Source organism: Candidatus Zixiibacteriota bacterium (assembly GCA_021159005.1).
Classification (GTDB): Bacteria; Zixibacteria; MSB-5A5; order UBA10806; family 4484-95; genus JAGGSN01.
Window position 1 is genome coordinate 1 of the sequence record JAGGSN010000181.1, and the last position, 24,780, is coordinate 24,780.

The 24,780-nt window shown below is 40.2% G+C and carries 19 protein-coding genes and 1 tRNA gene; 5 read left to right on the top strand and 15 right to left on the bottom strand.

Annotated features, from left to right (window positions below; all coding sequences use genetic code 11):
• Window positions 1-192 precede the first annotated feature (192 nt).
• Window positions 193-405, top strand: a complete 213-nt coding sequence (locus J7K40_11305; protein ID MCD6162983.1) for a hypothetical protein — start codon at window positions 193-195, stop codon at window positions 403-405.
• A 30-nt stretch (window positions 406-435) separates the two neighbouring features.
• Window positions 436-2,556: a T9SS type A sorting domain-containing protein gene (locus J7K40_11310; protein ID MCD6162984.1), complete on the top strand. Its 2,121-nt coding sequence runs from the start codon at window positions 436-438 to the stop codon at window positions 2,554-2,556.
• Window positions 2,557-2,674: 118 nt separating this feature from the next.
• Here J7K40_11310 and J7K40_11315 read toward each other — a convergent pair whose 3' ends face one another.
• Window positions 2,675-5,002: a TonB-dependent receptor gene (locus tag J7K40_11315; protein ID MCD6162985.1), complete on the bottom strand. Its 2,328-nt coding sequence runs from the start codon at window positions 5,000-5,002 to the stop codon at window positions 2,675-2,677.
• A 365-nt stretch (window positions 5,003-5,367) separates the two neighbouring features.
• Between J7K40_11315 and J7K40_11320 the strand changes: the two genes are divergently transcribed.
• Complete coding sequence (locus J7K40_11320) at window positions 5,368-6,738, top strand: carboxypeptidase regulatory-like domain-containing protein (protein ID MCD6162986.1); 1,371 nt, start codon at window positions 5,368-5,370, stop codon at window positions 6,736-6,738.
• A 605-nt stretch (window positions 6,739-7,343) separates the two neighbouring features.
• On the opposite strand, the gene J7K40_11325 is transcribed toward J7K40_11320, so the two are convergent.
• The 14 genes from J7K40_11325 to J7K40_11390 all read right to left on the bottom strand — a co-directional run bounded on the left by J7K40_11325 (window position 7,344) and on the right by J7K40_11390 (window position 21,684).
• Complete coding sequence (locus tag J7K40_11325; protein MCD6162987.1) at window positions 7,344-9,134, bottom strand: choice-of-anchor J domain-containing protein; 1,791 nt, start codon at window positions 9,132-9,134, stop codon at window positions 7,344-7,346.
• A gap of 259 nt (window positions 9,135-9,393) precedes the next feature.
• Window positions 9,394-10,320: a radical SAM protein gene (locus tag J7K40_11330; GenBank protein ID MCD6162988.1), complete on the bottom strand. Its 927-nt coding sequence runs from the start codon at window positions 10,318-10,320 to the stop codon at window positions 9,394-9,396.
• 33 nt (window positions 10,321-10,353) lie between these two features.
• Complete coding sequence (locus J7K40_11335) at window positions 10,354-10,803, bottom strand: CGGC domain-containing protein (GenBank protein ID MCD6162989.1); 450 nt, start codon at window positions 10,801-10,803, stop codon at window positions 10,354-10,356.
• Window positions 10,804-10,864: 61 nt separating this feature from the next.
• Complete coding sequence (locus J7K40_11340) at window positions 10,865-12,205, bottom strand: FAD-dependent oxidoreductase (protein MCD6162990.1); 1,341 nt, start codon at window positions 12,203-12,205, stop codon at window positions 10,865-10,867.
• Window positions 12,206-12,462: 257 nt separating this feature from the next.
• The gene (locus tag J7K40_11345; GenBank protein MCD6162991.1) at window positions 12,463-12,816 is read right to left on the bottom strand and encodes a response regulator; all 354 of its coding nucleotides are present in this window, start codon (window positions 12,814-12,816) and stop codon (window positions 12,463-12,465) included.
• Window positions 12,817-12,857: 41 nt separating this feature from the next.
• Window positions 12,858-13,379 (bottom strand): response regulator, encoded by a 522-nt coding sequence (locus J7K40_11350; protein MCD6162992.1) that lies wholly within the window; start codon window positions 13,377-13,379, stop codon window positions 12,858-12,860.
• A gap of 28 nt (window positions 13,380-13,407) precedes the next feature.
• Window positions 13,408-14,874: a PAS domain-containing protein gene (locus J7K40_11355; protein ID MCD6162993.1), complete on the bottom strand. Its 1,467-nt coding sequence runs from the start codon at window positions 14,872-14,874 to the stop codon at window positions 13,408-13,410.
• Window positions 14,867-15,289 carry a response regulator gene (locus J7K40_11360; GenBank protein MCD6162994.1) on the bottom strand — a complete coding sequence of 141 codons (423 nt, stop codon included), beginning with the start codon at window positions 15,287-15,289 and terminating at the stop codon, window positions 14,867-14,869. Before J7K40_11360 ends, J7K40_11355 begins: the two co-directional genes overlap by 8 nt.
• 1 nt (window position 15,290) lies before the next feature.
• On the bottom strand, window positions 15,291-17,165 hold the full coding sequence (gene nrfD / locus J7K40_11365) for a polysulfide reductase NrfD (GenBank protein MCD6162995.1): 1,875 nt from the start codon (window positions 17,163-17,165) through the stop codon (window positions 15,291-15,293).
• 3 nt (window positions 17,166-17,168) lie between these two features.
• Window positions 17,169-17,939 (bottom strand): 4Fe-4S dicluster domain-containing protein, encoded by a 771-nt coding sequence (locus tag J7K40_11370; protein MCD6162996.1) that lies wholly within the window; start codon window positions 17,937-17,939, stop codon window positions 17,169-17,171.
• On the bottom strand, window positions 17,936-18,640 hold the full coding sequence (locus tag J7K40_11375) for a hypothetical protein (GenBank protein ID MCD6162997.1): 705 nt from the start codon (window positions 18,638-18,640) through the stop codon (window positions 17,936-17,938). The genes J7K40_11370 and J7K40_11375 overlap by 4 nt, the downstream gene beginning before the upstream one ends.
• Before the next feature lie 12 nt (window positions 18,641-18,652).
• A complete protein-coding gene (locus J7K40_11380) occupies window positions 18,653-20,098 on the bottom strand; it encodes a (Fe-S)-binding protein (GenBank protein MCD6162998.1) in 1,446 nt (481 codons plus the stop codon).
• A gap of 377 nt (window positions 20,099-20,475) precedes the next feature.
• Window positions 20,476-20,551, bottom strand: a tRNA-Glu gene (locus tag J7K40_11385).
• Window positions 20,552-20,700: 149 nt separating this feature from the next.
• Window positions 20,701-21,684, bottom strand: coding sequence for a carboxypeptidase regulatory-like domain-containing protein (locus J7K40_11390; protein MCD6162999.1), 984 nt, complete (start codon window positions 21,682-21,684; stop codon window positions 20,701-20,703).
• Window positions 21,685-22,002: 318 nt separating this feature from the next.
• On the opposite strand from J7K40_11390, the gene J7K40_11395 reads away from it, so the two are divergent.
• Entirely contained in the window at window positions 22,003-22,968 is a 966-nt protein-coding gene (locus J7K40_11395) for a GDP-mannose 4,6-dehydratase (GenBank protein MCD6163000.1), read from the top strand.
• 346 nt (window positions 22,969-23,314) lie between these two features.
• Window positions 23,315-24,565: a nucleotide sugar dehydrogenase gene (locus J7K40_11400; GenBank protein ID MCD6163001.1), complete on the top strand. Its 1,251-nt coding sequence runs from the start codon at window positions 23,315-23,317 to the stop codon at window positions 24,563-24,565.
• Window positions 24,566-24,780: the final 215 nt, after the last annotated feature.

Consider the following 24,780-nt stretch of genomic DNA (forward strand, 5'->3'; position numbering starts at 1 on the left):
ATAATATTTCATGCCTGTCCGCCGACAGGAGGAATTAGATTTCAGAAATCGATTTTGATTCGATGATTATCCATTTGCGTCATTCCGAAAACGGGAATCCAGAAAGCTATTTGTTAAGCCAATGGCGGATAGTAAAAATACCGTGCCCCGTGTCCGCAGACAGGCGGGCGCCGGCAGGCAGGAGGTATCGGCATGACCAATCTCTGGATTCCCAATCAAGTTGGGAATGACGCGGGCAGTGTTGGTAATGACGCGGGCAGTGTGGGAATGACATCACTATTGCATCCGCCCAAGGCGGACAAAAGGCCGGACAGTAGTGATGTAGTTCTTCTGCAAAATTTCGGTTTAAATAGGCAAGATATTTTTATGTTGACACCTGCTTATTATATGATTAATTACTATTAAACATTTTATGCTTATTCTTAAGGAGAAATTATGAAAAGAATAGCAGTCAGCTTAACAGTCATAACTATGCTGATTATTTTATTTATCCCGACCAGAGCAGAAATATCAGATGAAGTCAGGCAAATTCAGAAGATGATTGAGGCAAAAGGATTACACTGGACTGCTGACCAAACCTCAATGATGGACCTGCCGTTCGAGGAGCGAATATTGCGTCTTGGCTTAAGAGTTCCCGGCGAAATTCAAAAAGAATTTGCCAGGCTTGATAAACTTACGCCGCCAGCGCTTTTAAATACTGAGGATATTTTCGATTGGCGCGAGCTTAATGGAGTAACACCGGTTAAAGACCAGGCCAATTGCGGTTCATGCTGGGATTTTGCCGCTACGGGTTCTTTCGAATCGGCTATATTGATTGCTGACAGTGTGGAGCTTGATTTATCGGAACAGCAGGTGCTATCATGCAATACCGGCGGCTCAGACTGTGATGGCGGCTGGATGACGGATGCTTACAACATATTCATGGGTTACGGCGCAATTGATGAATCCGATATGCCATATGAGGCGGACGATGAAGTGCCCTGCACTCAATACGATTACGACCCTATCGCTAATCTGGATGGATATGTTAATGTTGCTAATAATGTGAATTTTATCAAAAATGCGCTGCTTTCGGGACCAGTTACGACAACTTTTACCGTATATAACGATTTCTTCGGTTATAGCGGCGGCTGTTATGAGCATGCCAACACCGAACCAACTAATCATGCTGTTGTTATAGTGGGCTGGGATGATGATGAGTGCGATGGCGCAGGCGCTTGGATTGTTAAAAATAGCTGGGGACCCAATTGGGGAGATGAAGGCTATTTCTACATGAAATACGGTTCCTGTCGTATTGGCAGCAACAGTTCGCGGCCTACATATAACGAGTCCGGATATCCTGAAGCTAATTTCCCATCCGAAACGATAACAGTCTTTATTGCTCCGGAGGAGGAAACTACCGAAGTTTTTAATATATCCAACAGCGGAGAGGCCAACCTGGTTTATGTAATCGAGGCGGTTAACCCTGCCAATCAGGATTCTTTCGGCTACATTTGGTATGATTGCGATTCCCCTGAAGGTCCCGAATATAACTGGATTGATATTACCGGGTATGCCGATATTATTGATTTTGGGGATGGTCTTGATGACGGCAATTCTGGGGCGATACCCCTTGGCTTTAGCTTCGATTATTACGGCAATGTTTTCGATTCGATAGGTATCTGCACCAATGGCTGGGCATCATTTACCGATTTTCATATAGTCGAATATGGCAATGTCGGTATTCCCGATTCCGAGCTGCCGAATAATTTACTGGCGCCTTTTTACGATGACATGAATCTTGAACACGGCGGAAATATTTATTTCTATACGAACAATTCTGACACCGCAATTATTACCTGGCATGAGGTTCCCGACTGGCGTCAGGAAGGCATTTTCACTTTCCAGATAATACTTACTGCCCCGAATAATATAAAATACCAGTATTACAGCATGGGACCGGGACGTCTGAATGAATGTACTGTCGGTATGGAAAACCAAAACGGTTCTCTCGGGCTTCAGGTTGCTCGTGATGAAAATTATATCAGGGATGAGTTGGCAATCGCTTTTAATCTGGGAGATGCTCCAATACTGCCTGAGCTATGGCTTGATATCGATCCAAACAATGGCATTATCGAACCTGAAAACGATGTCGATGTTAGCCTCACATTCAGCGCGGACGAGCTTGATATAGGAACTTATCAGGGGTTCTTGCGTCTTATAACAAACGACCCAAACAACGGCATCAGCGATATTCCAATTATCTTAACCGTAGGCACGGCTTATATTGATAATACAATAGTGAACAAACCCGATAGATTTGTTATCAATTCAATTTATCCAAATCCATTCAATCCGACTACTACTATTGAATATTGCCTGTCGAAAGATGGCAATGTCAATCTTGAGGCATACAATATTCTTGGTCAGAAAGCGGCGACTATCTTTAATGGCCATCAGAGCGCCGGCAAATATGCCATGCTGTGGGATGCGTCCGATGTGTCATCGGGGATATATCTTGTCAGGCTTACATGCGGTGATTCTTTCGACGAAAAGAAAGTTGTATTGCTGAAGTAGGAATATAGTTAGCGCGTTAGTTCATATTCTATTATGGACTGACTTTTTCAACAAGCCTATTCGCGGGAATGGCTGCAAAATCAGGATTAAAGATATCTAAACAGCAGTGATATTTCAGTTAAAACCCGTATCTGATTCCCAAACTGGGCAGAATCCCCGTATCATAAACATAGCCGTCATTGGTATTGATAAGAGCATTGCCGTGATTAGTTAGGTTCAATATCGACAGAAAGATATTAAACCTGTTAATATTGAAATCAGCATGAAGATTCAAAACAGCGCTTTGAGGGAACCTTTCTGAGTTTTCCAAACTGACCATTTCCGAATAATATTCGGGGGTGCAGCGATTGTTATCCTCAAAAGTAGAAGCCGGATAAGTCGGCGTATAAGGATAACCGGAACGCAAGCTTAATTCGCTGCCAATTGTTATAGACTTCAATAATTTGTAGTTCAACTGCATGAAAATTCTGTGAGGAGCATTTAACTCATAAGGAACTTCGTTGGCATCAATTGCTTTCATTGCATGACTATAGCCATAATATCCCGTAAAATCTAATTTTGACAGTAAGAATCCTTTGATATGAAAATCTATATCGCCGCCATAAATAACGAGTTGTTCATTCGGCATCATTTCAATGAAGCCATCACCGATGCTGTTGTCATCATTTACATGGCTAAAATCAGGTGTCGGATAAGGAATATTTGTAATCCGTTTTTTAAATAATCCAAATTTAAAAGGTCCTTTAATATAACTTATTTTTGCTAATCTTGTTTTTAACGGCTTCAGCTTACTAATACCAGCATGTACCATAACCTGGTATGGTTCGAGTATATTTTTAATCGGGTTTTCGGCAAAAGCGCCATAGAAAAACTCGATATCCCCCCAACGTTTGTTTTTATATACAGCCCTATTACGATAAAGCGTCGCCGTATTCTCCATCAGATTGCTGAAATATTCCACTCGTAACCCTACCTCAATCTCAAAGGGGCTAAAATCATGTTTTAACGAAAAGTAGCCAGCGGTATTAAGTTCACTATCACTTGATGAGTATTCGCCATAAAGCTGATTTAACTCAGGCTGATATATATAGGGAATATCACTGCTGGCATCCGGAGGTTGGAAATTCCAGTTATTCTGAGTGAGATCAATTTTGCGGTTAAAAGTATAGTCTGATTCATTGCCCACGACTACATTCAATTTATCAGTAAATAATTCAGCCTTGAACCTGGTTAGAAGCGTTTGATTCTTAGCCGCAAGGTCAATAAATAAACCGTTTGTTGTTTTCCCATCGGATGGCCAAACTTTATATTTCTCCGAACCTGATTTGAAAGCGGCAGTTAGTTTAATAAAGGCAGTCGGGCAAATTCTCTCAAAACGCAAACCGGTGAAAGTTTTCTTAGTATCCTGATTTGTTTTAATGCCGCTCGGATTATTTATTGTCGGCTTAATATCATAAGCCAGATAATCTCTGACAAAATATTGATCCAGCATCAATCGCCAGCTGTCGGATAATTTTACTCCGGAGGAAATAAATATATCTTGAAAATTAGTCGGCGGTAGATGATTGCGCTCCGATTCATTGTCTAACTGCTTGACCAGCTTATCGAGAAGCGATTTACGCAAGGATGATATTACATAATAATCATCAGAGCCAATTGATAAAAAACCGGTTGCCTCGATTACTGACATATCGATAGCGCCATCTGTATGATTGCTAAAATGTTTTAAGGTGTTCATAGCAACCACCGATGGAAGACCATACATCGAAGGGGTTCCCTGAGCCTGAAATTCAACTTTATCAATAACGCCGCTGGGGATTATCGAAAACATGCCGTAATGGCACGGGTCATAACCGATATCCATACCGTTTAAATAATACTTGGGGTTAGTGCCGTTTACCCTGATTTTCGAGGAATGAATGGAACCCTCTCGAACCACTTGCGGCTGATTTATTACGCTTATCGGATTTGTCGCAAAAAGGGATTGTTTGGATGTATTCACTATTTGTTTTTTATCATAAGTTATATTCAGTTTATCTTTTTCCGGCTTAACAACGATTCCGGCCATCTCAACAGGTTTTTCTTTAATCCGGAAATCAATCATAGCGTTATCTTCTAATATATCTATATTAATGGTTTTATATTCATAGCCAATCATTAAGGCAGTCAGCGTAATAGCCTTATAATTCATATCATCAAATTTTAATATGTATCCGCCCTGGTTATTAGAAAAAGTTCCGGCTATAACCTTAGATTCCGAACGCAGGATTATCGAAACGCCGTTTAGCGGATTGTTGTTTTCATCGAAAACTGTTCCGGCAATGCTTTGATGTTGCCCGACTGCCATAAGACTCGTCTGAGGTTTCTGAGATGCTAAAACGCTGGATGAGCAGTAAAGCAATAAAAAACTAACTACTAAAAAACTTCTAACTACAAAACTAAACATACCTATCCTTCTATAGGGTCATTCAACAAAAGACGTGCCGCTGAAAAACCCATCATTATCATCATCTATTTTATTGCCGGTCAATTAGTTAGACATGAATGTTAACTGATAATGCAAGAGGAACCGATATAACAGCGCAAATGCATGCATATTATTTATTATTGGTGAGGTAATCCGAATTCTGTAAAATATTTAACAACTGCCGTAATTAGATGGCTGGCATTATGTTAGGTTAAATCATGGATTTTAAATTATTATTTAGCCTTGACTGTATCAAAACCCTGCTTATATTATATAAAAGTGAATATATGAATTTTAATCGGCGCTTCTTGAACATTAATACTAATGGCAGGTAAAATATTAAAATGATTAGCAGTAAGAGTTTTTCATCAATATTATTATTCAAGATTATTTTATTAGCGGTTGTTATTTTTAACCCGGTAATTACCAAAGCTCAGAGTGTTGATGATTCCGTTTATGTCTGGTATGGCAACTATAATGATTTGCCAATCTCAGGGAGAATTGACGAAATAATAAATGTAGATGTTTATGTGAAAACAACTGCAGACGCTTATGTAGCGAATATGTGTGTTCCATTAGGCTTTAATAAAACCTATATTGATACGATTTTTAAAGATTCATGCCAAATTTATTGGCCGTTAACTGAGTGGGATGAAGCAGGTTTTTATACGTTCAATGATGAGTTTCAAGAGGGGTGGAATAGCCTTACGTTTTTAGGGTTCGCAGACCTTGGCGGAGAACTGAATCCTTGGCTTCATACGTCTGGATTTTTAAGAATACTAACCTTTGCCGCTCATTCAGTCAGCGATTCATTACTGATGGGAACTACAGTCGAGGCTTTTGGTCCCGGACTCGACCGTTTTCAGGGTCCCACAAATTTTGGCGACACAAGCGGCGATGCTGGCTATTCATATTTAGAGGTATTCAGCGAGTTATCTTTCTTAGATGCTGTCGGCGCAATTACCGGCGCGGTTACCGATACCAGCGGCGCGGCAGTTGAGAATGTTGTTGTGGAAATATTAGAGCTTCAACTAACCGATACGACAAACATACAAGGCGTTTATTTTATTGACAATATCGACGAGGGGACATACGATCTATCTTTTTCGCATACCGACTATTTTGACACAATAATCAGCAATGTTGCTGCTGCTATTGATGAAACCACAGAGGTAGATGTTGTATTGAATTCTAACGCCTATGGCAGTATAACCGGCATTGTTGCCGACACCAACGGTTTGCCTATTGAGGGGGTTTTGGTTGAAATCGAAAACACATCGATAAGCGATGCAACAGATGAGCAGGGGGTTTATCTTATAACCGACATATTAACCGGAAAGCATGTTATTTCGTTTTCACATTCGGGCTATCTCGATACTACAATCAGCGAAGTGGAAATTATTCAGAATGATACTATAGCTCTCAACCTGATTATGTCTGTTGATCTCCCGGATGAAATAATATTGAAGCAAAACTATCCTAACCCATTCAATGGTGGGACGATTATCGAATTCAGTCTGCCGAAATCGGCTCATGTTATTATAGAAATATTCGATATTCTTGGACGTAAAGTTGAAACTGTCGGCTCGTTTCAAGGGCAGGCAGGCACAAACTTTATTAAATGGAATGCCGGCGATATCTCCTCCGGTGTATATTTCTACAGGGTAAAATCAGGCAGCACTGCTAAATCTAAATCTCTGCTATATATTAAATAGAATATCATTGCCAGGAGTTTCCCCGAAAATTCCGGTAAAATCTTTATAGTATAGTATGTTTCATAGGGTTAACATTTTCAATAAGTGGAAATCATAGTTTTTGAAAAAACGGGGAAACTTTTAGCGATTTCTAGCAGGTCGGGTTCCGACCGGAGGGAGAAACCCGACATTTTGGACAGTGACAGGTGATTTGCTAAGGGAAAGGGTGGCATATTGCTGCGAAAGGTGTCGGGTTTCTTGTTCGTCCGCCTAAGGCGGAGAACCTGACCTACGATTGTATAAAAAAAACGGGGAAACTCCTGATCATTGCCCGTTGATTCTTTTCCCGATTTTACAGTTGAACTGTAAAAGCTCGGAATTCCTTTGGTTACCAAGCGGCGCTTGGTAACCAAAGGAAAATTATATTGAAAATTTAGCGTTAAAACACACCCCTAACCCCTCTCAAGAGGTGAATAATAAAATGTTGGTGCACACAGACGTGCCTTGGGGCGAGGACGTACGCCAACCACCCTAAATATAATTGAAGTCAATAGCCTTGCAGTGAAAACTTACCAATAAAAAAAGACCCTCATAGTGAGGGTCTTTTAAAGTGGTTTATCGGTCTATTACTTAATCAGAGTTAAAGCGCGGGTTTCGCTGTTGTTGCCGGCTGTCAGTTTGTAGAAATAGACGCCGGAAGACACCTGGGAAGCATCCCAGTTGACCGAATGATGACCGGCTTCCATTCTGTCGGAAACCAAGGTCGCAATTTTCTGTCCCAGCATATTGTAAACGCTTAAGTCAACATCAGAGGCATTTGGCATCGTGAAATTGATTTCGGTACGGGCGTTGAATGGGTTGGGATAGTTCTGCTCAAGCTTGAAAGTATTCGGTAAAGTCGAATAATCATTAATACCGGTGGTGTAGAACTCAATATGGAAATCATCGATATACCAGCCATCGCCGGTTATGACCGAACTATCTGAACCATAATCGAATTTAACTCGAACCGTCTGGTCGGCGTACGCGGAAAGGTCAATTGTCTCCATCTGCCAGGAACCATGATCGCCGAAGAAAGCCTGTTCACCGCCAATCGGATTTTCAAATGAGGATGAAAGCTCGCCGTCATAACCGTCTTCAGGAGTAATTAATGCCCAAGTGCTGCCGCCATCGGTAGAAATTTTCACATTGCCGCCATCGTAAGTATTTTCGGTTGTGTACCAGTGGTAGAAAGTTAAAACAGGCTCATCGCCAATAGCGATTTCCGGGCTGGTTAATTCTGATAGAAGCGGGCCTTCAGTGTATTGACCATTAATCAGTGTGCCAACGACATTATCACCAGACCAGGCGCTGCCGGGACCGGTCGTGGGCGCGCCATGCTGCCAGTCGTTAATAAGCGTGAAGCCGCCATTGTCGCTTTCAAAGTCAACGAAGAATCCGGCAATCGGCTGGGTGTTATAATTGGCATCAATTGAGTTATTTGCCTCATTCTGATCGCCTGTCAGCTCGGCAGTCGCAGTAATGTCGTAACTGCCCTCTGCAACAGGGGTGAATTCCGGGAATGCTACATCTTCAGTAGCGCCATTACCGGCCAAATCGGTTATTTCAGAGTCTTCATTATAGACTTCCGAACCGTCCAAACTGATAGTCATATTGACAGTGAAAGTTTCGGTATTGGCACCAAAGTTGCCGAAAGTAGCTTCAGGGGTAACCGGTGCGCCAGCATCACCAGCGCCAACCGGGGCAATAATTTCCACAGCCGCAACATCATGGTCGAGCGGGGCATCGCCATCGGTTAGGATGATAGCATCGAAATCAGCCTGGGCGCCATCAGAACCCTGATACACAAAGGCAACCTTGAAATTGGATTCGCCGATATAAGCATCGAAGTCCAATGTAACTTCATACCAGGTCCAATTCTCGAATATGCCGTAGTCATCTTCTGTCCAGAGCGGTTCAGACCAATGGTCGCCGCCATCAGTCGAAACCATGATTATCATATCAGCATTATCATAAGGGTCAACATGCCAGTAGTAGCTGGTCAAAAACCAGAATGTAAGCTCGAGGCCGGGATTGGCCGATGTGAGGTCGATTTCAGGGGAAATCATCCATTCATCCTGAGGAACCAAGGCGGGATCGTACACGATTTCAGCGTTATAAATTCCTTCCTGAGGAGAATAACTTGACTGGAACCAAGTGTAGCCGCTATTGGTAATAATTTGTTCCCAACCAACCGGGAACCATGTTTCAAAACCTTCAGTCAGAAAATCGACCAGAGCCGCATCCGGAGGTTCGTATTTCTTATTAACTACTTTATATGGAGCGGATTTGAGGGTGATATCCTCAGCAACTGCGAATGAAAAAGCAAATAGTACTAAAACGCTCAAAGTAATTAATACATTAGTATTAAATTTCATTTTTTACTCCTTAAAATTACAAATATCATAACTTTTCACAACACAACATTATATATTTTTAACTCCAAACACCTCCTTAAAAAATAATCATAGATTGTTTCTGATTACAATACTAACATATTTTCATTAATTTTAATATAATTATTTTTCTGATAATGTCAATAATATAATTAAAAATTCATGGTAACTTATTGATATATAATAACATTACGGTTTAGTCAACTATAGTGGATGAAAAGCTATATCTTTGTTGATTAATCTATTTGCCTCGTATAAAATAACCGGGAAGTAAATATTCTTTCCCTTTAAAATTTACATTTACTAATTTATTTTCGTTGGACAGTTTCTCAACAGTGCCGGGTGATGAAAATGCATTCTCGATTTCTAATGCCTGTTCCCGGCGCAAGGGGTGCCGCGAACCTATTTCAATAATCGCCTGCCTGGCATCTTTGAACTCGCGCAAACCAAATTCCCCCATTTCCGGTTCGGTAATTGGCTCGGCATTGCCAAGTATCTGTTGGGCTTTTAGTATGGTTTCCGGTGATGATGGTTCTACCCACGTTTCCGCCGGCGGACGGATTGGCGTAACCACATAAACTCTATCAGGTTTTATCAAATCAACGGTCTTTCTGATTTTCCACAATTCTTCCTCCGAATCATTTAGTCCATTAACAAGCATGACCTCTAACCATATTTGTCCGGAGAATTCGGCACGAAAATCAATCAAACCGCCCACCATAGTGTTAAATCCTATATCACCATGAGGTCTGTTGATATGTCTGAATGTTTTTTCACTGCCCGCATCGAAAGTGGGAAGAACCACATCAGCCTCTTTTAAATCTCGCCTGACATCCTTAAGAAACAACAGCGAACCATTTGTGATTACAGCCACAGGCAAACGCAGCTCGGCTTTAGTTTGATGTATAAGCCAGCCCAGATCTTTGCACAAGGTAGGCTCTCCATCGCCAACAAAAGTGATATAATCTGATTGGGAAACCATAGCTCTTTTTATGATTTCGGTGAGAATATCTTCTTTTGCATAAAAACTTTTTCTTTCAACCTGGAGATGTTTCGTTTTTCCAAGTTGGCAATAGACACAAGAATAAGAGCATGTCTTGGGCGGAATCGGACTCACACCCAAAGAGCGCCCTAATCTGCGTGATGGTACCGGTCCATAAGTATACATTTATATTTCCTTCATGTTTTATCTGTTTGCATGTCAATTATAAGCAATACGAATTGCCTCATCTGCTAATGTCGGTTGAATTATCTTCTTCCACTCTGCGGAATCCCATGTCTTTAACTTTGAATGTACAATATAATATTTCTGAGGGATTGGATGAGTTCCGAAAACAACTTTCATATCGTAATTAGCCTTAATGAAATCACGAAAATAACTAATATACGGGCAGGGAGGATACCCGACAATAAACCCTGTGGCAAAATGAATGACTTGCGCTCCGTTCTTTTTCATTTCTTCAGGCGCATATTCAATGTTTCCGCCAGGACAACCGCCGCAAGTTGTGTAGCCAACTATCTCTGCTTCATCCTCGCCATAAATACTAAATGCTCCTTCTCTATTATGAAAAGCTCTCAAACATTTACCTCCCGCGCACATCTTATAGCGGTCGCAAATTATTATTCCGATTTTTGTTTTACTTTTTGCCATACTTTTTCCTGCCTAATTTAATGAAATATCGTTTTAAGTTGATATTCATTTTATACATTCTTTAACGGTACCATTTCATTATTGCGTCAACAGTAGCATTAATTACAGCATAAGCGAGAGGCGATGACGTAAGAAGAGGGTGGGTTCCAATCTGAAGGGTATCAATTTCCATATCCGTCATTTTTTTCTGAATCATCACCGAAAGCATATTGGCGCACTCCCCGACCGAATCGCCGCCAAGCACCTGAGCGCCCAGCAGCACATGTGAATATTTCGCATAAATAAGCTTAACGGTCACTTTCGATGCGTTTGGCAGCTTGCCCGGATGACGATCTACAGACTCAGCAACGCCTACTACATATTCCAAACCCATCTTTTTAGCCCGGGTTCCAGTTAAACCGGTTACTCCCAAAGCAACATTGCCGATTTTGGTTGCGAATGAACCAAGAGTACCGGTAAAAGTTTTTACAACATGAATCGAAAAGAGGTTTGAACCGGCGAGTCGTCCTTGAGACATGGCTGTTGATGCCAACATTATTTGACGATAATCACATGTATAACAGCTCCGTTTGGCGGCGCAATCCCCTACGGCAAAAACATCGTTATCTGAGGTTTTTAAGTATTCATCAACGATAACGCCAAATTTTTTATCTACTTTTAGCCCAAACTTCTCCGCTAATGAAATATTTGGCTTAAAGCCAATAGAAACAATTGCGATATCAGTTTCAATGGTTTCAGAATTGTCTAACTCGACGTTTATGGAAGAGCCATTTTGGGAAAAGGCTTTAATCCCGCAACCGGTTATTATTTTAACTTCCTGTTTCTCCAACTCATTTTTAATAATTTCGCTAAACTCAGGGTCTACTGAAGTAGGCAGTAAAGAAGGCATTAATTCCACAATTACGACAGATTTTTTGTCTTTACTCAATTCATCAGCCAACTCGACACCGACATAACCGCCTCCTACAATTAATACTCGTTTTGCAGATTTTGCAGCCTTTCGCATTTCTACAAGATGCTCGTAATCTTTCGATAAGATAAAGATGTTTTTATTATCTATTCCCGGTATTGGAGGCTTGAAAGGATAAGATCCGGCGGCAAGTACCAATTTATCAAATTCTATTTGTTGACCGTCTTTTAACTCAATTACCTTTGCATCTCTGTTAATAACTTCACCCAATACCAAATCAATATTGTTGTTCTTCAGAATCCCATCCGGCATTATATCATCATCAACTGAATTCAAACTGTGAAGAATATAGGGTATGCCGCATGGAATCAAAGCGGCGCTTTCCTTTCTAATAAGAACAATTGATTTATCAGGACTTGTATTTCTTGCAGATATTGCCGCTTGTACTCCGGCAGGACCTCCACCAACAATGACTACATCATATTTTTTCATCTTAGCTTCTCCTTAGCTTAAATTTCCAAATTGCTATTAGAAACTTGTGGGTTGAGTATCTTATCATTTGAACTATGGAAACCGACCAACTTTACATAAATTGATCATTGTAATTTTGATTATAACCATGATATGATTTTAATATAAGCGTTGCATTAGATTTCAATTATTTCAAATTATATACGGACAACAGCGGCATTATTTCTTTAATTAGCAATAGTAATATCTATTATTCAAGACATATTCAGGAATAATAATTAGCCGATTGTATCTTTTATAACCTCCAAAAGAGCTTTTTTATCGATAGGTTTGTCAAAAACAGCAATAGGTTTCTTAATAGCCAGATGCCTTCCGGCAACACCGCTGATTACAATAATAGGGATTTTGCTGTACTCTTTATCCCGATGCATCTTACGATAAAAGGCAGTACCGGTATCATTCGGCATCTGTAAATCCAGAGTAATTAAGTCGGGTTTTTCGGATTTCAATATCTTTTGACCTTCAATTCCATCTGAGGCAGCTATGGTTTCATATCCTTCATCCCGAAGAAATTCCACTAAGAATTTTCGTATGTCATCCTCATCATCGATAATTAATATTTTCTTACTCATTTGAAATTCTCCCAAAACATTCAACAGTTTTAAGTGCCTTTCTAAGTGTCCTTTTTATTAAATAGCTCTTTAAATTTTTTAAGGGTCGTTGGATCAGCATCATCAATCATATTTTTCAACTTATTTTGAAGTTCTACCTGTTCTGCAATTTCTTTTTCTTCCTTGGTCGTATCCATTCCCAATAGGTTTTTTATTGCCGCAATATAATTATCAGGTTTAACGGGTTTTTCGAGATAAATCCCCGGACCCGACATAGTAAGTTCTTTCAGGTCGGATTTGCCCAGATCGTCTCGGGCATGACCGGTAACTATAATTACCGGTATTTTTGCCCATTGCTTGTTTTTGGCAAGGTCGCGATAAAACTTAATTCCCGATCTTTTAGGCATAACCAAATCTAAAGAAATAAGGTCGGGGCTATGTTTTTTAACCTGGTCGATTGCCTCGAACCCATCACAGGCTATAATCACATTGAAGCCTGCCTCAGATAAAGCCATCGAAAGATATTTTCTAACATCCTCTTCATCATCAACTACTAAGACGGTTTTTTTATTTGTTTCAGCCATAATATTCTCCGTAATATTAATTTTATGTTTATTCTAAATTATAACTTTTGTACAGGGAATAAAGCCTTTTTTTAGGGAATTCCATTTTGAACCTTGCTCCCTCCCCTTTTTTTGAATAAACGGATATTTTACCGCCATGTTCCTGGATAATCTTTTTGGTTGTCAAAAGACCAAGACCAGTGCCTTTTCCTCCTTTAGTAGTAAAAAATGTAGTAAAGATTTTTTGTTTAATTTCATAATCTAAACCGCTGCCATCATCCAACACATAGAATAACAATATTCCTTTTTCATCCTTTGTTTGAATTTTTACCGAGCAGTTTTTCTTTTCGCTCATCTGGCAGGCATCAATTGCATTTGAAACCAGATTAGTCAAACAGGTGTGAATACCTTTAGGGTCAAAGGGAGCTTTTTTGATTTTGGGATCCAGTTCGGCTTCCAAAGTTACTCCCACACCTTTTGCAATCTCTTTATATAGACTGATGATATCTTTAACCATATCGTTAGGGTTAACCATCTTGAGTTCCGGTAAGCGGCCTTTGGAAAAATTGAGGAAATCTTTCACGAGAGAAGTGGTCTTCTCGAAATTTCTCTCCAACATTTCCCAACCATCGGCAATAACATTTTTATCGTCCTTTTTCAAGCCTTTGCTGACAATATACATTCCGCCTTCAAGCCCCATAAGAATATTTTTTATGCTGTGCGCCAACCCGGCAACAGTTTGACCAACCGCCGCCAGCCTTTCGGCCTCAATTACCTCACTTTCCAGCTTTTTAGTTGCGGTAATATCAGTCGATATTTCGATGACATGGGCTACTTCCTCTTCCCCTCGTCCCAAGGGCGATGTTGTCACTACATAGTGAGTTTTCTCACCGGCCTTTTTGATGCCCACTTGATTAGAATGATGAATCTGTCCGTCTTTAAATGTTTTAGCCGCAGGGCAATTTGGGCATTTTCTTTTTCTGTGTTTATACACACTGTAACATTGTTCACCGGTAACATCCCCAAAATTTTCACGAAAGCTTTCATTAGCCCTGATTATTTTGTAATTTTTATCGATGACTGTAATATAACAAGGAACCCTATCGAATAATACTTGATACTCTTTCTGCCATCGTTTAGTCTCTGTAATATCCGAGGACATCTCGACGATATAATCAATCTGCTTGCTTTTGCTGCTTTTTAAGGGAGCAATATGGACAATATAATGAGCTTGACGACCATCTTTATCAATGCCAACCCCATCAATTACTCTTGTTTTACCGTCTTCAAATGTTAATAATGAGTTGCAATCTTCACAGGGATGATCAAGCTTCTTATATACTTTATAACATTTCTTGCCTTTCCAACTGCCAAAATATTCTTCAAAGTTTCTATTGGCTTTTATGATGTTGTAATTACGGTCTATTATAGCAATATTGAACGGCACCAACTGGAATAATTGACTATAGACTAAGTCGTTAAGCCTTCTTTGGCTGCTTTTTCTAGAATCAGACATCCTGCTTTCCCCTGTTATTATTTGATAAATCAGGGGAGGTGAATTTATCAACAATCTTCATGAATTTTGCTACACTAATCGGTTTTTCAAAAAAGTAATCCGGAGGTGGAATCGATTTATCGGAAACGTATGAGCGAAAATCATACTCGTTTTCTTGCACTACTCCGCTGATAATTAAGACCGGAATATGTTTAAACCTCTCATCTTTTCTTATCTTAACATACATCGAAATGCCGGATTCCATTGGCATCATAATATCAAGACAAATAAGGTCGGGTATTATTGATTCCAATACTTCCATACCAATATCAGCATTATCCGCTGAATAAGTAGTATATCCGTTATCCTTCAGTATCTCAGTAAGATACTTCGCCACATCCGGTTCATCATCGATTATTAAAACTTTTTTATCCATATTAGTAGCCTGTATTTTCATTCTCTTCTGCAGCCTTGCCGGGAAACACTACATGATTATAGTAGGGATGAGTGAATTTATTCTTTATTCCGGCCTGCATAAAGTCTTTTTGGTGCGATTCATGACAGGTAGAACAAAGAGCCAAATCAGATTTATCTGCCAATTCCAAAGCTTTCTGTTTATGACATCTGACACATAGATAATGCATAGCATCAGTATACGATGGCGCCAGATATTGTTCAACCCTAATCGCTGCGTTTTGAGGAAAAAGATCGTTATGACATTGGTCGCAGTCTTTAACATTAGAAGCCGTGCGTTCCCGATTGCTATCGTGGCATTCATTACAGGTGATATTGCCATTATTGGGGCTTGCATGCCAGTCATGCCTGAAAGCATCGGTCGGTTGATACATGTCTTGATGACAGTCATTGCATCCGCTTTGCTCATCCATAGGCATGTTCATATGATGGCACAATACGCATGATTCTTTTTCGCCGTTTCTGGCGATATGGATATCATGTCTGAAAGCTGCGCCATAACCGTCATGGTTGCCATCGACAAAGAGCGAATCGCCGCCGCGTGCCTTCATTGCAGGAACATTTTTTATGCCATCGCTATAAATTCTATGACTGGGGATAATAGCAAAACCTAAAGCCAGACCAAATACGAGTATAAGCGAATATATTGTTCTTGAGGCCAATCTTGGCGTTCCCAGCCAGACCTCAGAAGTGCGGTCGAATACCGGTTTACTTTCGGGTTTATCTTGAGGATCTTCCCATTTTTGATCCCAAACCTTGAAGCGTTCTATAACATATAGAAACGCTAATATCGCCCCTGAGATTATACACAAACTTATTAAGACTTCAAATATGGTAGGCTTATATCCGGGGCCTGCGGCAGTTACAATGATTCCAGCTATATTAGCTCGATTGAGAACAAGGCCTATCACTGCCGAAATCGCAGCAACCCAGAGGCCAGCTTGTGAATGACGCAGTTTTTTTACTCCTAGAAAAACTATTGGGATTATTACCATCAGGCTTATTTCGATTATAAACAATGAAGCTTGCCATGAACCATTGAAAATAAGCGGTAGTTTGCCTCTTGCGCCGATATCCACAAACCTGACAAGACCAAAAATAGCCACAACAGATAATGCCAACAGCGCTAACTTGGTAAGAATATCATAATCAATTTTCTTGCGATACACATAGGAAATTACTAATACTCCCAATATAAGCATAAGCGGCCCTACTCCCACAGCCGAGATGAAAAAGAGAATCGGCAAAAGTGGTGTATACCATAAAGGATGCAGTTTTGAAGGGGTGATTAACCACATTGTGCCCAATGAGGATTGATGAAGCGTCGAAATCATGATTCCCAGAAAAACAAGCACTATCTTATATTTAGTCAGAAACCTGCGTATTCCGGCAAACTTGCTTGTTTCTTCGAGAGGAACCGGTAAAAACTCTAAAAAGAGCACCGTAAGATAAAGCATCACGCACCAAGACACTTCAAATAAAGCCGAATGATGCTGCCAATAAATTATCGGATGCCAAATCATCCAGGGTAAGCCCAACTCGGTAAATAATGCTGTAGCGGCGGTTAGATAACCCAACAACGCCAGCAAAACCGATACCTTGGCGTAACGATGGTATTCTTCTCTATGCATGACATAAATTATAGCGGTCATTACAAAACCACCGCCAGCCAGCGCTATCCCCGGAAAAACATTGAAGCCTTTCCAAAATCCCCACGGAATAGCATCATTCATGTTGGCAACGGCGCCAAGGCCAAACAAGAATCTCGTTATAAAAGCCGCTAATCCCAATCCGGTGATCATCCAGAGAACCGACTTGAAAACATTTGATCTATCCATTAGCTATTCCTCGTTCTCTTTTGAATGTTCTTGTGATTGTCCCTGGAGTTTCATTCGCCGTTTGATAATCCAATGAAGACTGCCCATAACAGCGCCCATTCCCACAAATACAAAGGGAACCGATTCCATGGCAGTTGAAGTGGTTTTGGGCAATGCTTTTGTCCCCGGAGTCAGCGGGTATGTTAAAAATCCCAGATCAATATCTGAAATATACAAAACCGATGTTCCGCCGACTTCAAACTCGCCATATACTTTATTGATATATTTGCCCGGATTTTCTTTAAGCCGTCGATGAGCTTCTTTCAGAAGTTCATCCCGTTCGCCGAAAATAGTTGCCTTAGTCGGACAAGCCTCAGTGCATGCCGGCTGCTTGCCAGCTTTAATCCGATCGATACACATATTGCATTTCTGAACATAGGCTGCCGGTTTATCCCAATCGTAGCGGGGTATTCCATAGGGGCAGGCAACCATGCAATAACGACAGCCAAAGCACTTTCCGGGGTCATAAGCAATAGGTCCTTCTTCGGTTTTATACAAAGCTCCCACGGGACAAGCGGAAACGCAAGCCGGTTCGAGGCAATGACGGCATTGTTTGCGAATATAATGCGAGTCCGGTTTTACTATAATCGATGTCCAGTTTCTGGCTGACAACCCATCATCTTTATGCCAACTCCTGGGGGCGTCTCGGTCGAGTTTGTTAACTTCTTTACAGGCAACCGCACATTCAAGACAACCTATACATTTAGTAATGTCAGTTAATATGGCTTTGCTCATACCGGCGCTCCTTTTTTATTAAGAGTAGCACAAATATCATCATCAACCCGGGCTGGGAATTTCCAGGCAAGAGTTATTATAAACTGAGAAAATGGCGCCAGTATGCAGTGCGCTATTTTAGTAAATGGAATCAATACAAAAATTAACTCACCGGCAAGAATATGAACTAACATGAAGAATTGATAGTTTAACGGGCTGATGTTTAGATTTGCGCAAACATAGCCTGTTATAAATGGTATTATTAAAATCAATGGCCATAGATAATCCTGCGTGCGGCTTAAAAATCTTACATCTCTGCTGATTAATCGGCCAAGGAAAATCGCTAACCCGAATACAATAGTGGTTAGAGTTAATAAATCAGCCCAGAACTTAGACAGAGTTAGCCACCCAAAACCCAGGCTGCCTTTCCACAGTTGAACATGGGCGTATAACAATATGGGAACAAGTATAAGACCAATATGAAACAGTATGGCAAATAGGCTATAAAAAGGTTTGCGGTTAGCGACTCGTTTAATTGGTATAAACCAACCTATGGTCTTTATAATAACTGATTTCCAGGGAATTTCTTTATCTCCGGCTTTCCGGTAGGCTTCTATGGCTCCCCAAATATCAAGGATTAATATCCGCATCAATCCCAATATCATCAGAGCAAATGTCAGTCTAAATAAGGGGCCTTTTGCAAAATCCAGCAATGCTTGCAATTTCTATCCTTTCTATTTGTTTGAGCTATCATTTTGATTTGATTTATCAAAGATTATTGCCTTGTATATTAAGTCGTGAAGACCAACGACCTCACAATCAATTTTCTGGTCTTCCACAAGTTCACGAAGCTGTTTCTTGCAATTAGCGCATGGTGCAATTAAATACTTAGCGCCGGTAGCGCGTATCTGGTCGGCTTTTGCTTTACCTCCTATCAAAGTGCGGTACGGTCGAATCTCATCGATAGAAACAGTGCCGCCGCCGCCGCCGCAGCAAATATTCTCCGAACGATTGGGCGTCATTTCAACGAAATTTGAACAGAACAATTTGATTATCTCGCGGGGTTGGTCAATAATCCATTCCTGACGGGCGATATTGCAGGGATCGTGATAAGTAACAATTTCTGTAATGGTATCAGGTTTAAGTTTAAGCTTCCCTTCCTTAATCGCATTATGGGTATATTCCATGATATTAATAACCGGTAAAGCGTCTTTACCGCCGCAGTGTGTGGGCACATAGTATTTAGCGGAACGTGAGGCGTGACCGCATTCGCCGATTAATATCTTTTTCGTCTTAAGTCGCTTAGCTTCGTTATACAGTTTTAATATTATCCGTTCCAACATTCTGTCGCTGTAGAATAAACCATAATTGATAGCATCAAAAAACTTAGTGCCTATGGTCCATGAATCGCCGGTAGCGGCAAATACGGCAACTATTCCCATCAAAGTTTCAGCTTCCATTAAGAAATCGCTAACAGCCGGAATGAAAAAATATTCGGAATTTTCAACATCAAGAGGAAACTTGACATCGACGCCTTTTTCGTCTTTAACATCATCTTCAAGGAACTCCAAAGTATCAAGCAGGGCCGGAACGGGGATAGCTGAGGTGTTCTGCGTTTTTCCCTCAAGCTGTTCCCGAGTGCTGACCACTAAAGCTCGAGGAGCAATACCGATTTCGCTAAGTATATAACGTCCCAAATGAGTAATAAGGGCATGGTCGATACCAGCAGGACATTCAAGAGTACACCGTTTGCAGGCAGTACAATTCCAGAACGATTCGGCCATTTCTTCGATCTTCTCGTCTGTCAGATAGCCCGTACTCAGTAGCCTGCCTTTCAAAGCCCCTGAGATTGTAAAATGACGGCGATATACGCTTAACAGAAGCTCCGATCTGTAACAGGGAATATCGCGGACATCACCGGTAGCCTGATAAATAGGGCATTGAACCGCGCACCGAGAACACTTGGCGCTCATACGGATGAAATGTTCCAGCGCAAAACGGTAGTTTGAATGTTTTAAAATAGCCGCAAAAGCCTCCAGAAACCGTTGCGGCCGGTCATTAACATCATAATCTTCAACATGATACCGAACGTTGAGCCTTTGTTTCTCGATTACTTCCGGCTTTTTCATAGGTGTAAAAGACTTTTTCCGCTCTTCAGATGTGATAATCTTTGTACTCATCCATGCTCCGTCATATTGATTTAAAATATTTTATTTTTACCCTTCAATTGCTCCTGTTTAAAAAACGTTCGTTCATTAAAACTGACAAGTAAACTTGGTTGCAATTTAAGAAATGATTTCAGTTTTTTCAAGGTAAAATCGTTTTCTTTTTTAATAAGAGTCTGTTGGAGAACCTCATGCCATAAAAAATAACTTCTATAGATGTCTAGCAATCGAAAATTTCCAACTAAACAGGGAATTGAAGAACCTATCCAATGACCAATTATTGAGTATTCCAACACACTTAAGAAATGAGCAAAGTAAAATCTCGTTATTATTAAAATAGCGTTTTCGTCAAGCTTTATTAAGTGATTGTTATTTCTATGGATTAGGGATTGTGGTAGCGCTACGGGGAATCGAACCCCGGTTTGATGGCTGAGAACCACCCGTCCTAGTCCACTAGACGATAGCGCCAAATCAATGTAAATATAGAAATACTTATTATAACGTCAAGTTAAATCTAACAGCTTAAACTTCTTAATAATATTTAATATGGAAATAGCCGCAAGTAAGACAAATATGTTATTGTAAGCCAAAAATAATTATATTAAGCTTGATAATTGCTACTTAACGCTAAAATATACTAACGGCCTAATTAAAAATGCATCCCAAACAGCGCTTCCATTTGAATTAATCTCTAATGAAATATATTGAAGTTTACGGTTGTCGCCTAATGTTGGAACCGCCTTTTTATAAAAGGAACCGTTTGATGAATGATCTATTTTTTCCCAGTCAATCAGAATCGAGATTCCGCCGCTTGATGTTTCGCCAACAAGCCTGAATTTTAATGAGCCATCCGGTACGTTTTTGGGGAAACGCGGGAAACCATAAGATATCACTAATGAATCTATGTCTATATTTCCGGGCAAGTCTATTGGTATGGTAATATATATTTCACGGCCATCCTCGGGGGTTCGTTCGGGGCCATGACTATAAATCCATGTTTTATTGCCGTATATGCATCGCCTGGCAGCGGTTTCGAAATACTTTGAATTAGGACCCGGGAAATAACCCTCATGTAAAATACCACCCTTGAATCTTAATTTTGAGTAATAAGCCTTTTTGTATTCCCAAATAAGTCCATCAGATGATTCAATTTCGAATTTCTTGAAATGTTCCTTATCTGCAAGCAATAGAACTTTAATGTCGGTTTTTTTAATCGGATCTATAAAATCCACTTTTTTCTTTGGCGGTTTAATAGGTTTTTCGGGCTTTGGCGGCGGCGGTGGCGGTTCTTTTATTATTACAGTTGTTACCAATACTTGCCCCGGTTCAATTAAACCGAGATTAACTACCGTGGAATCATCACCGAGTTTTGCCAGAAGCGAATACTGCCCGGGTTCAATGCCATCAATAATAAAATTGCCTAACGTGTCGGTTAAGACGCTGTATTTCTGCGGAATTGAAAAAACTGCAGCGCCGGCAAGAGGAGAACCTTCCTCATCTGTAACTGTGCCTTTAATAACCGCTGGTTTTCTGGCGCATCCTGCAGCTAATAATATAATTATTAGGAATAAAGAAAAACAAGCTCCGCGTATCTTTACCATTAGCTACCCTTTAGCCCTGACAACTTCCAAACGCAACATTCTACGACTTCAATATTTAAGCCGCAGTATTATATATTAACCGTATCGACTTGTAAAGCCAAAAGTAAAGATTTTAGACAATGATATAAGTCTTTATTACTATATGATGTCCTTTAAAGAAACAGTTTTTCTGAAATTAGCCTTCTATCCCGGATTATCTATGAATAATCAGAGTTAACAAATACGTGCATAGGTTACCCAAGCCTATAAATAGCTTTGCAATAAATAAAAATTATATATATTAATAGCTGCTGAAAAATAATTAAGGAGTAAATTGATTTGTCTAAAAGAGTTTTAATTACCGGAATAAATGGTTTTGTCGGAAAACATCTAACTGATTATTTACTTGCTAACAACTATAAAGTAACCGGTTTTGATTTAAACAATGATATGGAAGACAGGATTATTTCGAGGGATATTAAGATATATACCGGCGATTTGCGTGATGAACAGGAAGTTGCAAAGGTTATAAAAAACATCAGCCCAAACCTGATATTTCATTTAGCCGCCCAATCATCAGTTAAACTTTCGTTTGAGAATCCTGTCGAGACTCTATCGATAAATCTTATCGGTTCTTTAAATATCCTTGAAGCTGTTTCAAAAATGGAGACACCGGCCAAAACTCTTCTAATAACTTCATCGGAGGTTTACGGTCAACTTAAGCCTGACCAGGTGCCGGTAACTGAGAATCACCCGTTTGAACCGGTAAATCCTTATGCTGTATCCAAGGCTGCAGTTGATTTATTAGCTTATCAGTATTACAGAGCATACAAACTGCCGATTTACTGGGCTCGAGCTTTTTCTCATGCTGGTCCCTATCAACGAACGGTGGCAGTATTGTCTGATTGGGCTTTCCAGACTGCCAGGATTGAACTTGGGTTGTCGGCACCGGAAATCAAGGTGGGCAACCTTGATGTTACAAGAGATTATATTGATGTTCGGGATACGATTCAGGCATATATCGCTATTTTATTGAATGGTAAACCTGGCCAGCCATACAATGTCTGTTCGGGCAAGGGGTATCGTCTTTCGGAATTATTAGATATTATAACCTCTTTCAGCGTTAAAAAAATAAAGGTTATCCCCGACCCATCACGTTTGCGGCCGGTAGACATACCGATTTTAATAGGTTCCCCCGAAAAACTAAAAAAGAACACCGGCTGGCAGCCAAAAATTGAGATGGATACTACCTTGCGTGATATTTATAATTACTGGATTGAATACCTTACTCCGCAGATTCAGTGAGGAAAATCACCAAGTTCTGCCAATTACAGCGCTGGCTTTCTTCCTATGTATCCTATATTTTGGCCAACATATAATACGGGTTAAAGAACTTCTAATTTTATTGTTGTTAAGATGTTTAAATGCTTTATATTAACCAGTCGATAAAATTGGTATACGTTGGAAAAATGTAATTTTGTTTTAATAAGGAGCGCTGGTGAAAGAGTCAAAGAAAAAGACATTAAAAAAAGCTGCTAAAAAAAGCAAAGCTGACAAAAAAGCAAATCCCAAAACATCTCAGAGATCTAATTATACAAAGCAACTCGAGAAGAAAATAATCGAACGCTCAGCTGTTATTGGCATAATCGGTATGGGTTATGTTGGTTTGCCCTTAGCGATTGAGTTTGGGCGGGTCGGTTTTAAGGTTATTGGCGTTGATGTTGATCCGAAAAAAAATGAGATAATAAATTCTGGGAAATCCCATATAGACGATATTAAGGATTACCAGGTTAAGGAGCTTACCGACCTTAAACGTCTTAAATGTTCAAGCGACTTTTCAGTTTTAAAGGATGTTGATTGTATCGCAATTGCTGTGCCCACGCCGCTAAATAAAACCAAAGATCCTGATGTTTCATTTATTTTATCGGCAGTAACACAAATCCAAAAACACCTCCACCAAGGGCAGTTAATAATATTAGAATCGACTACTTATCCCGGCACAACCGAAGAGCTTATAATGCCTATACTGGAGGAAACCGGTTATAAAGTAGGAAAAGATTTCTTCTTGGCGTTTTCACCCGAAAGAGTCGATCCCGGAAATATCAGATTTGCTACTCATAATACACCCAAGGTTGTTGGCGGTGTAACTTCAAACTGCTGCAAAGTGACGAGAATCCTTTATGAACAGGTTATTACCGATGTAATCCCTGTCAGTTCGACGAAAGCCGCCGAGATGGTTAAGCTTTTGGAAAACACCTTTCGTTCGGTTAATATTGGCTTGGTAAACGAGGTTGCGCTCATGTGTGACCGTTTGCAAATAGATGTCTGGGAGGTAATCGATGCTGCCGCTACCAAACCGTTTGGGTTTATGCCATTTTACCCCGGTCCCGGTCTCGGCGGACATTGCATTCCTATCGACCCGCATTACTTATCATGGAAACTGCGCTCACTAAATTATTATGCTCGTTTCATTGAGTTGGCCGGCGATATTAACTCAAGAATGCCAGAGTATGTAGTTGAGAAAATAAGCGCGGCCTTAAACAGCCGAAAGAAATCGTTAAGCGGTTCGAAAATACTGGTTTTGGGTGCGGCATATAAAAAAGATATTGGCGATGTAAGAGAATCACCATCACTGGATATTATCAAGATTCTTATTCGTAATGAAGCGTTGGTTTCATATAATGATCCTTTTGTCGATGATATAATTCTTGATAGCGGAAAGAAAATAAAATCAGTTGGCATGAACGCTAAATCTATTAATTCTGCCGACTGCGTTGTCATATTAACAGATCATTCCGAATACAAATATCAATGGATTGTCGATAAAGCTAAATTGATTGTTGATACCAGAAACGCAACCAAGCACGTTAAAAACGGAAGAAGCAAGATATTCAAGATATAAGAATAGTCTTCCGGTTCATTATGCGAACGTAAACTGAAGCTATGATGGCATAATATGGAAACTTGCCTATAATTATTATTTAATCGGCAGGTCGCACTATCCTGTGACCTGCCCGAACATTCTACTTGACTTATCTTATTATCCATAGGAATGGTTGTTTAAAGATTTGAGTTCACTGCTGTCCGGTCTTTTCAACAGAATTCTCCAATTGATAT

Excerpts from the sequence above, each read along its gene's own strand:
- nrfD (MCD6162995.1), bottom strand. The coding sequence starts at position 17,165 with ATGGATAGATCAAATGTTTTCAAGTCGGTTCTCTGGATGATCACCGGA.
- J7K40_11305 (MCD6162983.1), top strand. The coding sequence starts at position 193 with ATGACCAATCTCTGGATTCCCAATCAAGTTGGGAATGACGCGGGCAGT.
- J7K40_11335 (MCD6162989.1), bottom strand. The coding sequence starts at position 10,803 with ATGGCAAAAAGTAAAACAAAAATCGGAATAATAATTTGCGACCGCTAT.
- J7K40_11350 (MCD6162992.1), bottom strand. The coding sequence starts at position 13,379 with ATGGCTGAAACAAATAAAAAAACCGTCTTAGTAGTTGATGATGAAGAG.
- J7K40_11360 (MCD6162994.1), bottom strand. The coding sequence starts at position 15,289 with ATGGATAAAAAAGTTTTAATAATCGATGATGAACCGGATGTGGCGAAG.
- J7K40_11400 (MCD6163001.1), top strand. The coding sequence starts at position 23,315 with ATGGGTTATGTTGGTTTGCCCTTAGCGATTGAGTTTGGGCGGGTCGGT.
- J7K40_11390 (MCD6162999.1), bottom strand. The coding sequence starts at position 21,684 with ATGGTAAAGATACGCGGAGCTTGTTTTTCTTTATTCCTAATAATTATA.
- J7K40_11325 (MCD6162987.1), bottom strand. The coding sequence starts at position 9,134 with ATGAAATTTAATACTAATGTATTAATTACTTTGAGCGTTTTAGTACTA.
- J7K40_11380 (MCD6162998.1), bottom strand. The coding sequence starts at position 20,098 with ATGAGTACAAAGATTATCACATCTGAAGAGCGGAAAAAGTCTTTTACA.
- J7K40_11330 (MCD6162988.1), bottom strand. The coding sequence starts at position 10,320 with ATGTATACTTATGGACCGGTACCATCACGCAGATTAGGGCGCTCTTTG.
- J7K40_11370 (MCD6162996.1), bottom strand. The coding sequence starts at position 17,939 with ATGAGCAAAGCCATATTAACTGACATTACTAAATGTATAGGTTGTCTT.
- J7K40_11320 (MCD6162986.1), top strand. The coding sequence starts at position 5,368 with ATGATTAGCAGTAAGAGTTTTTCATCAATATTATTATTCAAGATTATT.
- J7K40_11310 (MCD6162984.1), top strand. The coding sequence starts at position 436 with ATGAAAAGAATAGCAGTCAGCTTAACAGTCATAACTATGCTGATTATT.
- J7K40_11340 (MCD6162990.1), bottom strand. The coding sequence starts at position 12,205 with ATGAAAAAATATGATGTAGTCATTGTTGGTGGAGGTCCTGCCGGAGTA.
- J7K40_11355 (MCD6162993.1), bottom strand. The coding sequence starts at position 14,874 with ATGTCTGATTCTAGAAAAAGCAGCCAAAGAAGGCTTAACGACTTAGTC.
- J7K40_11315 (MCD6162985.1), bottom strand. The coding sequence starts at position 5,002 with ATGTTTAGTTTTGTAGTTAGAAGTTTTTTAGTAGTTAGTTTTTTATTG.
- J7K40_11345 (MCD6162991.1), bottom strand. The coding sequence starts at position 12,816 with ATGAGTAAGAAAATATTAATTATCGATGATGAGGATGACATACGAAAA.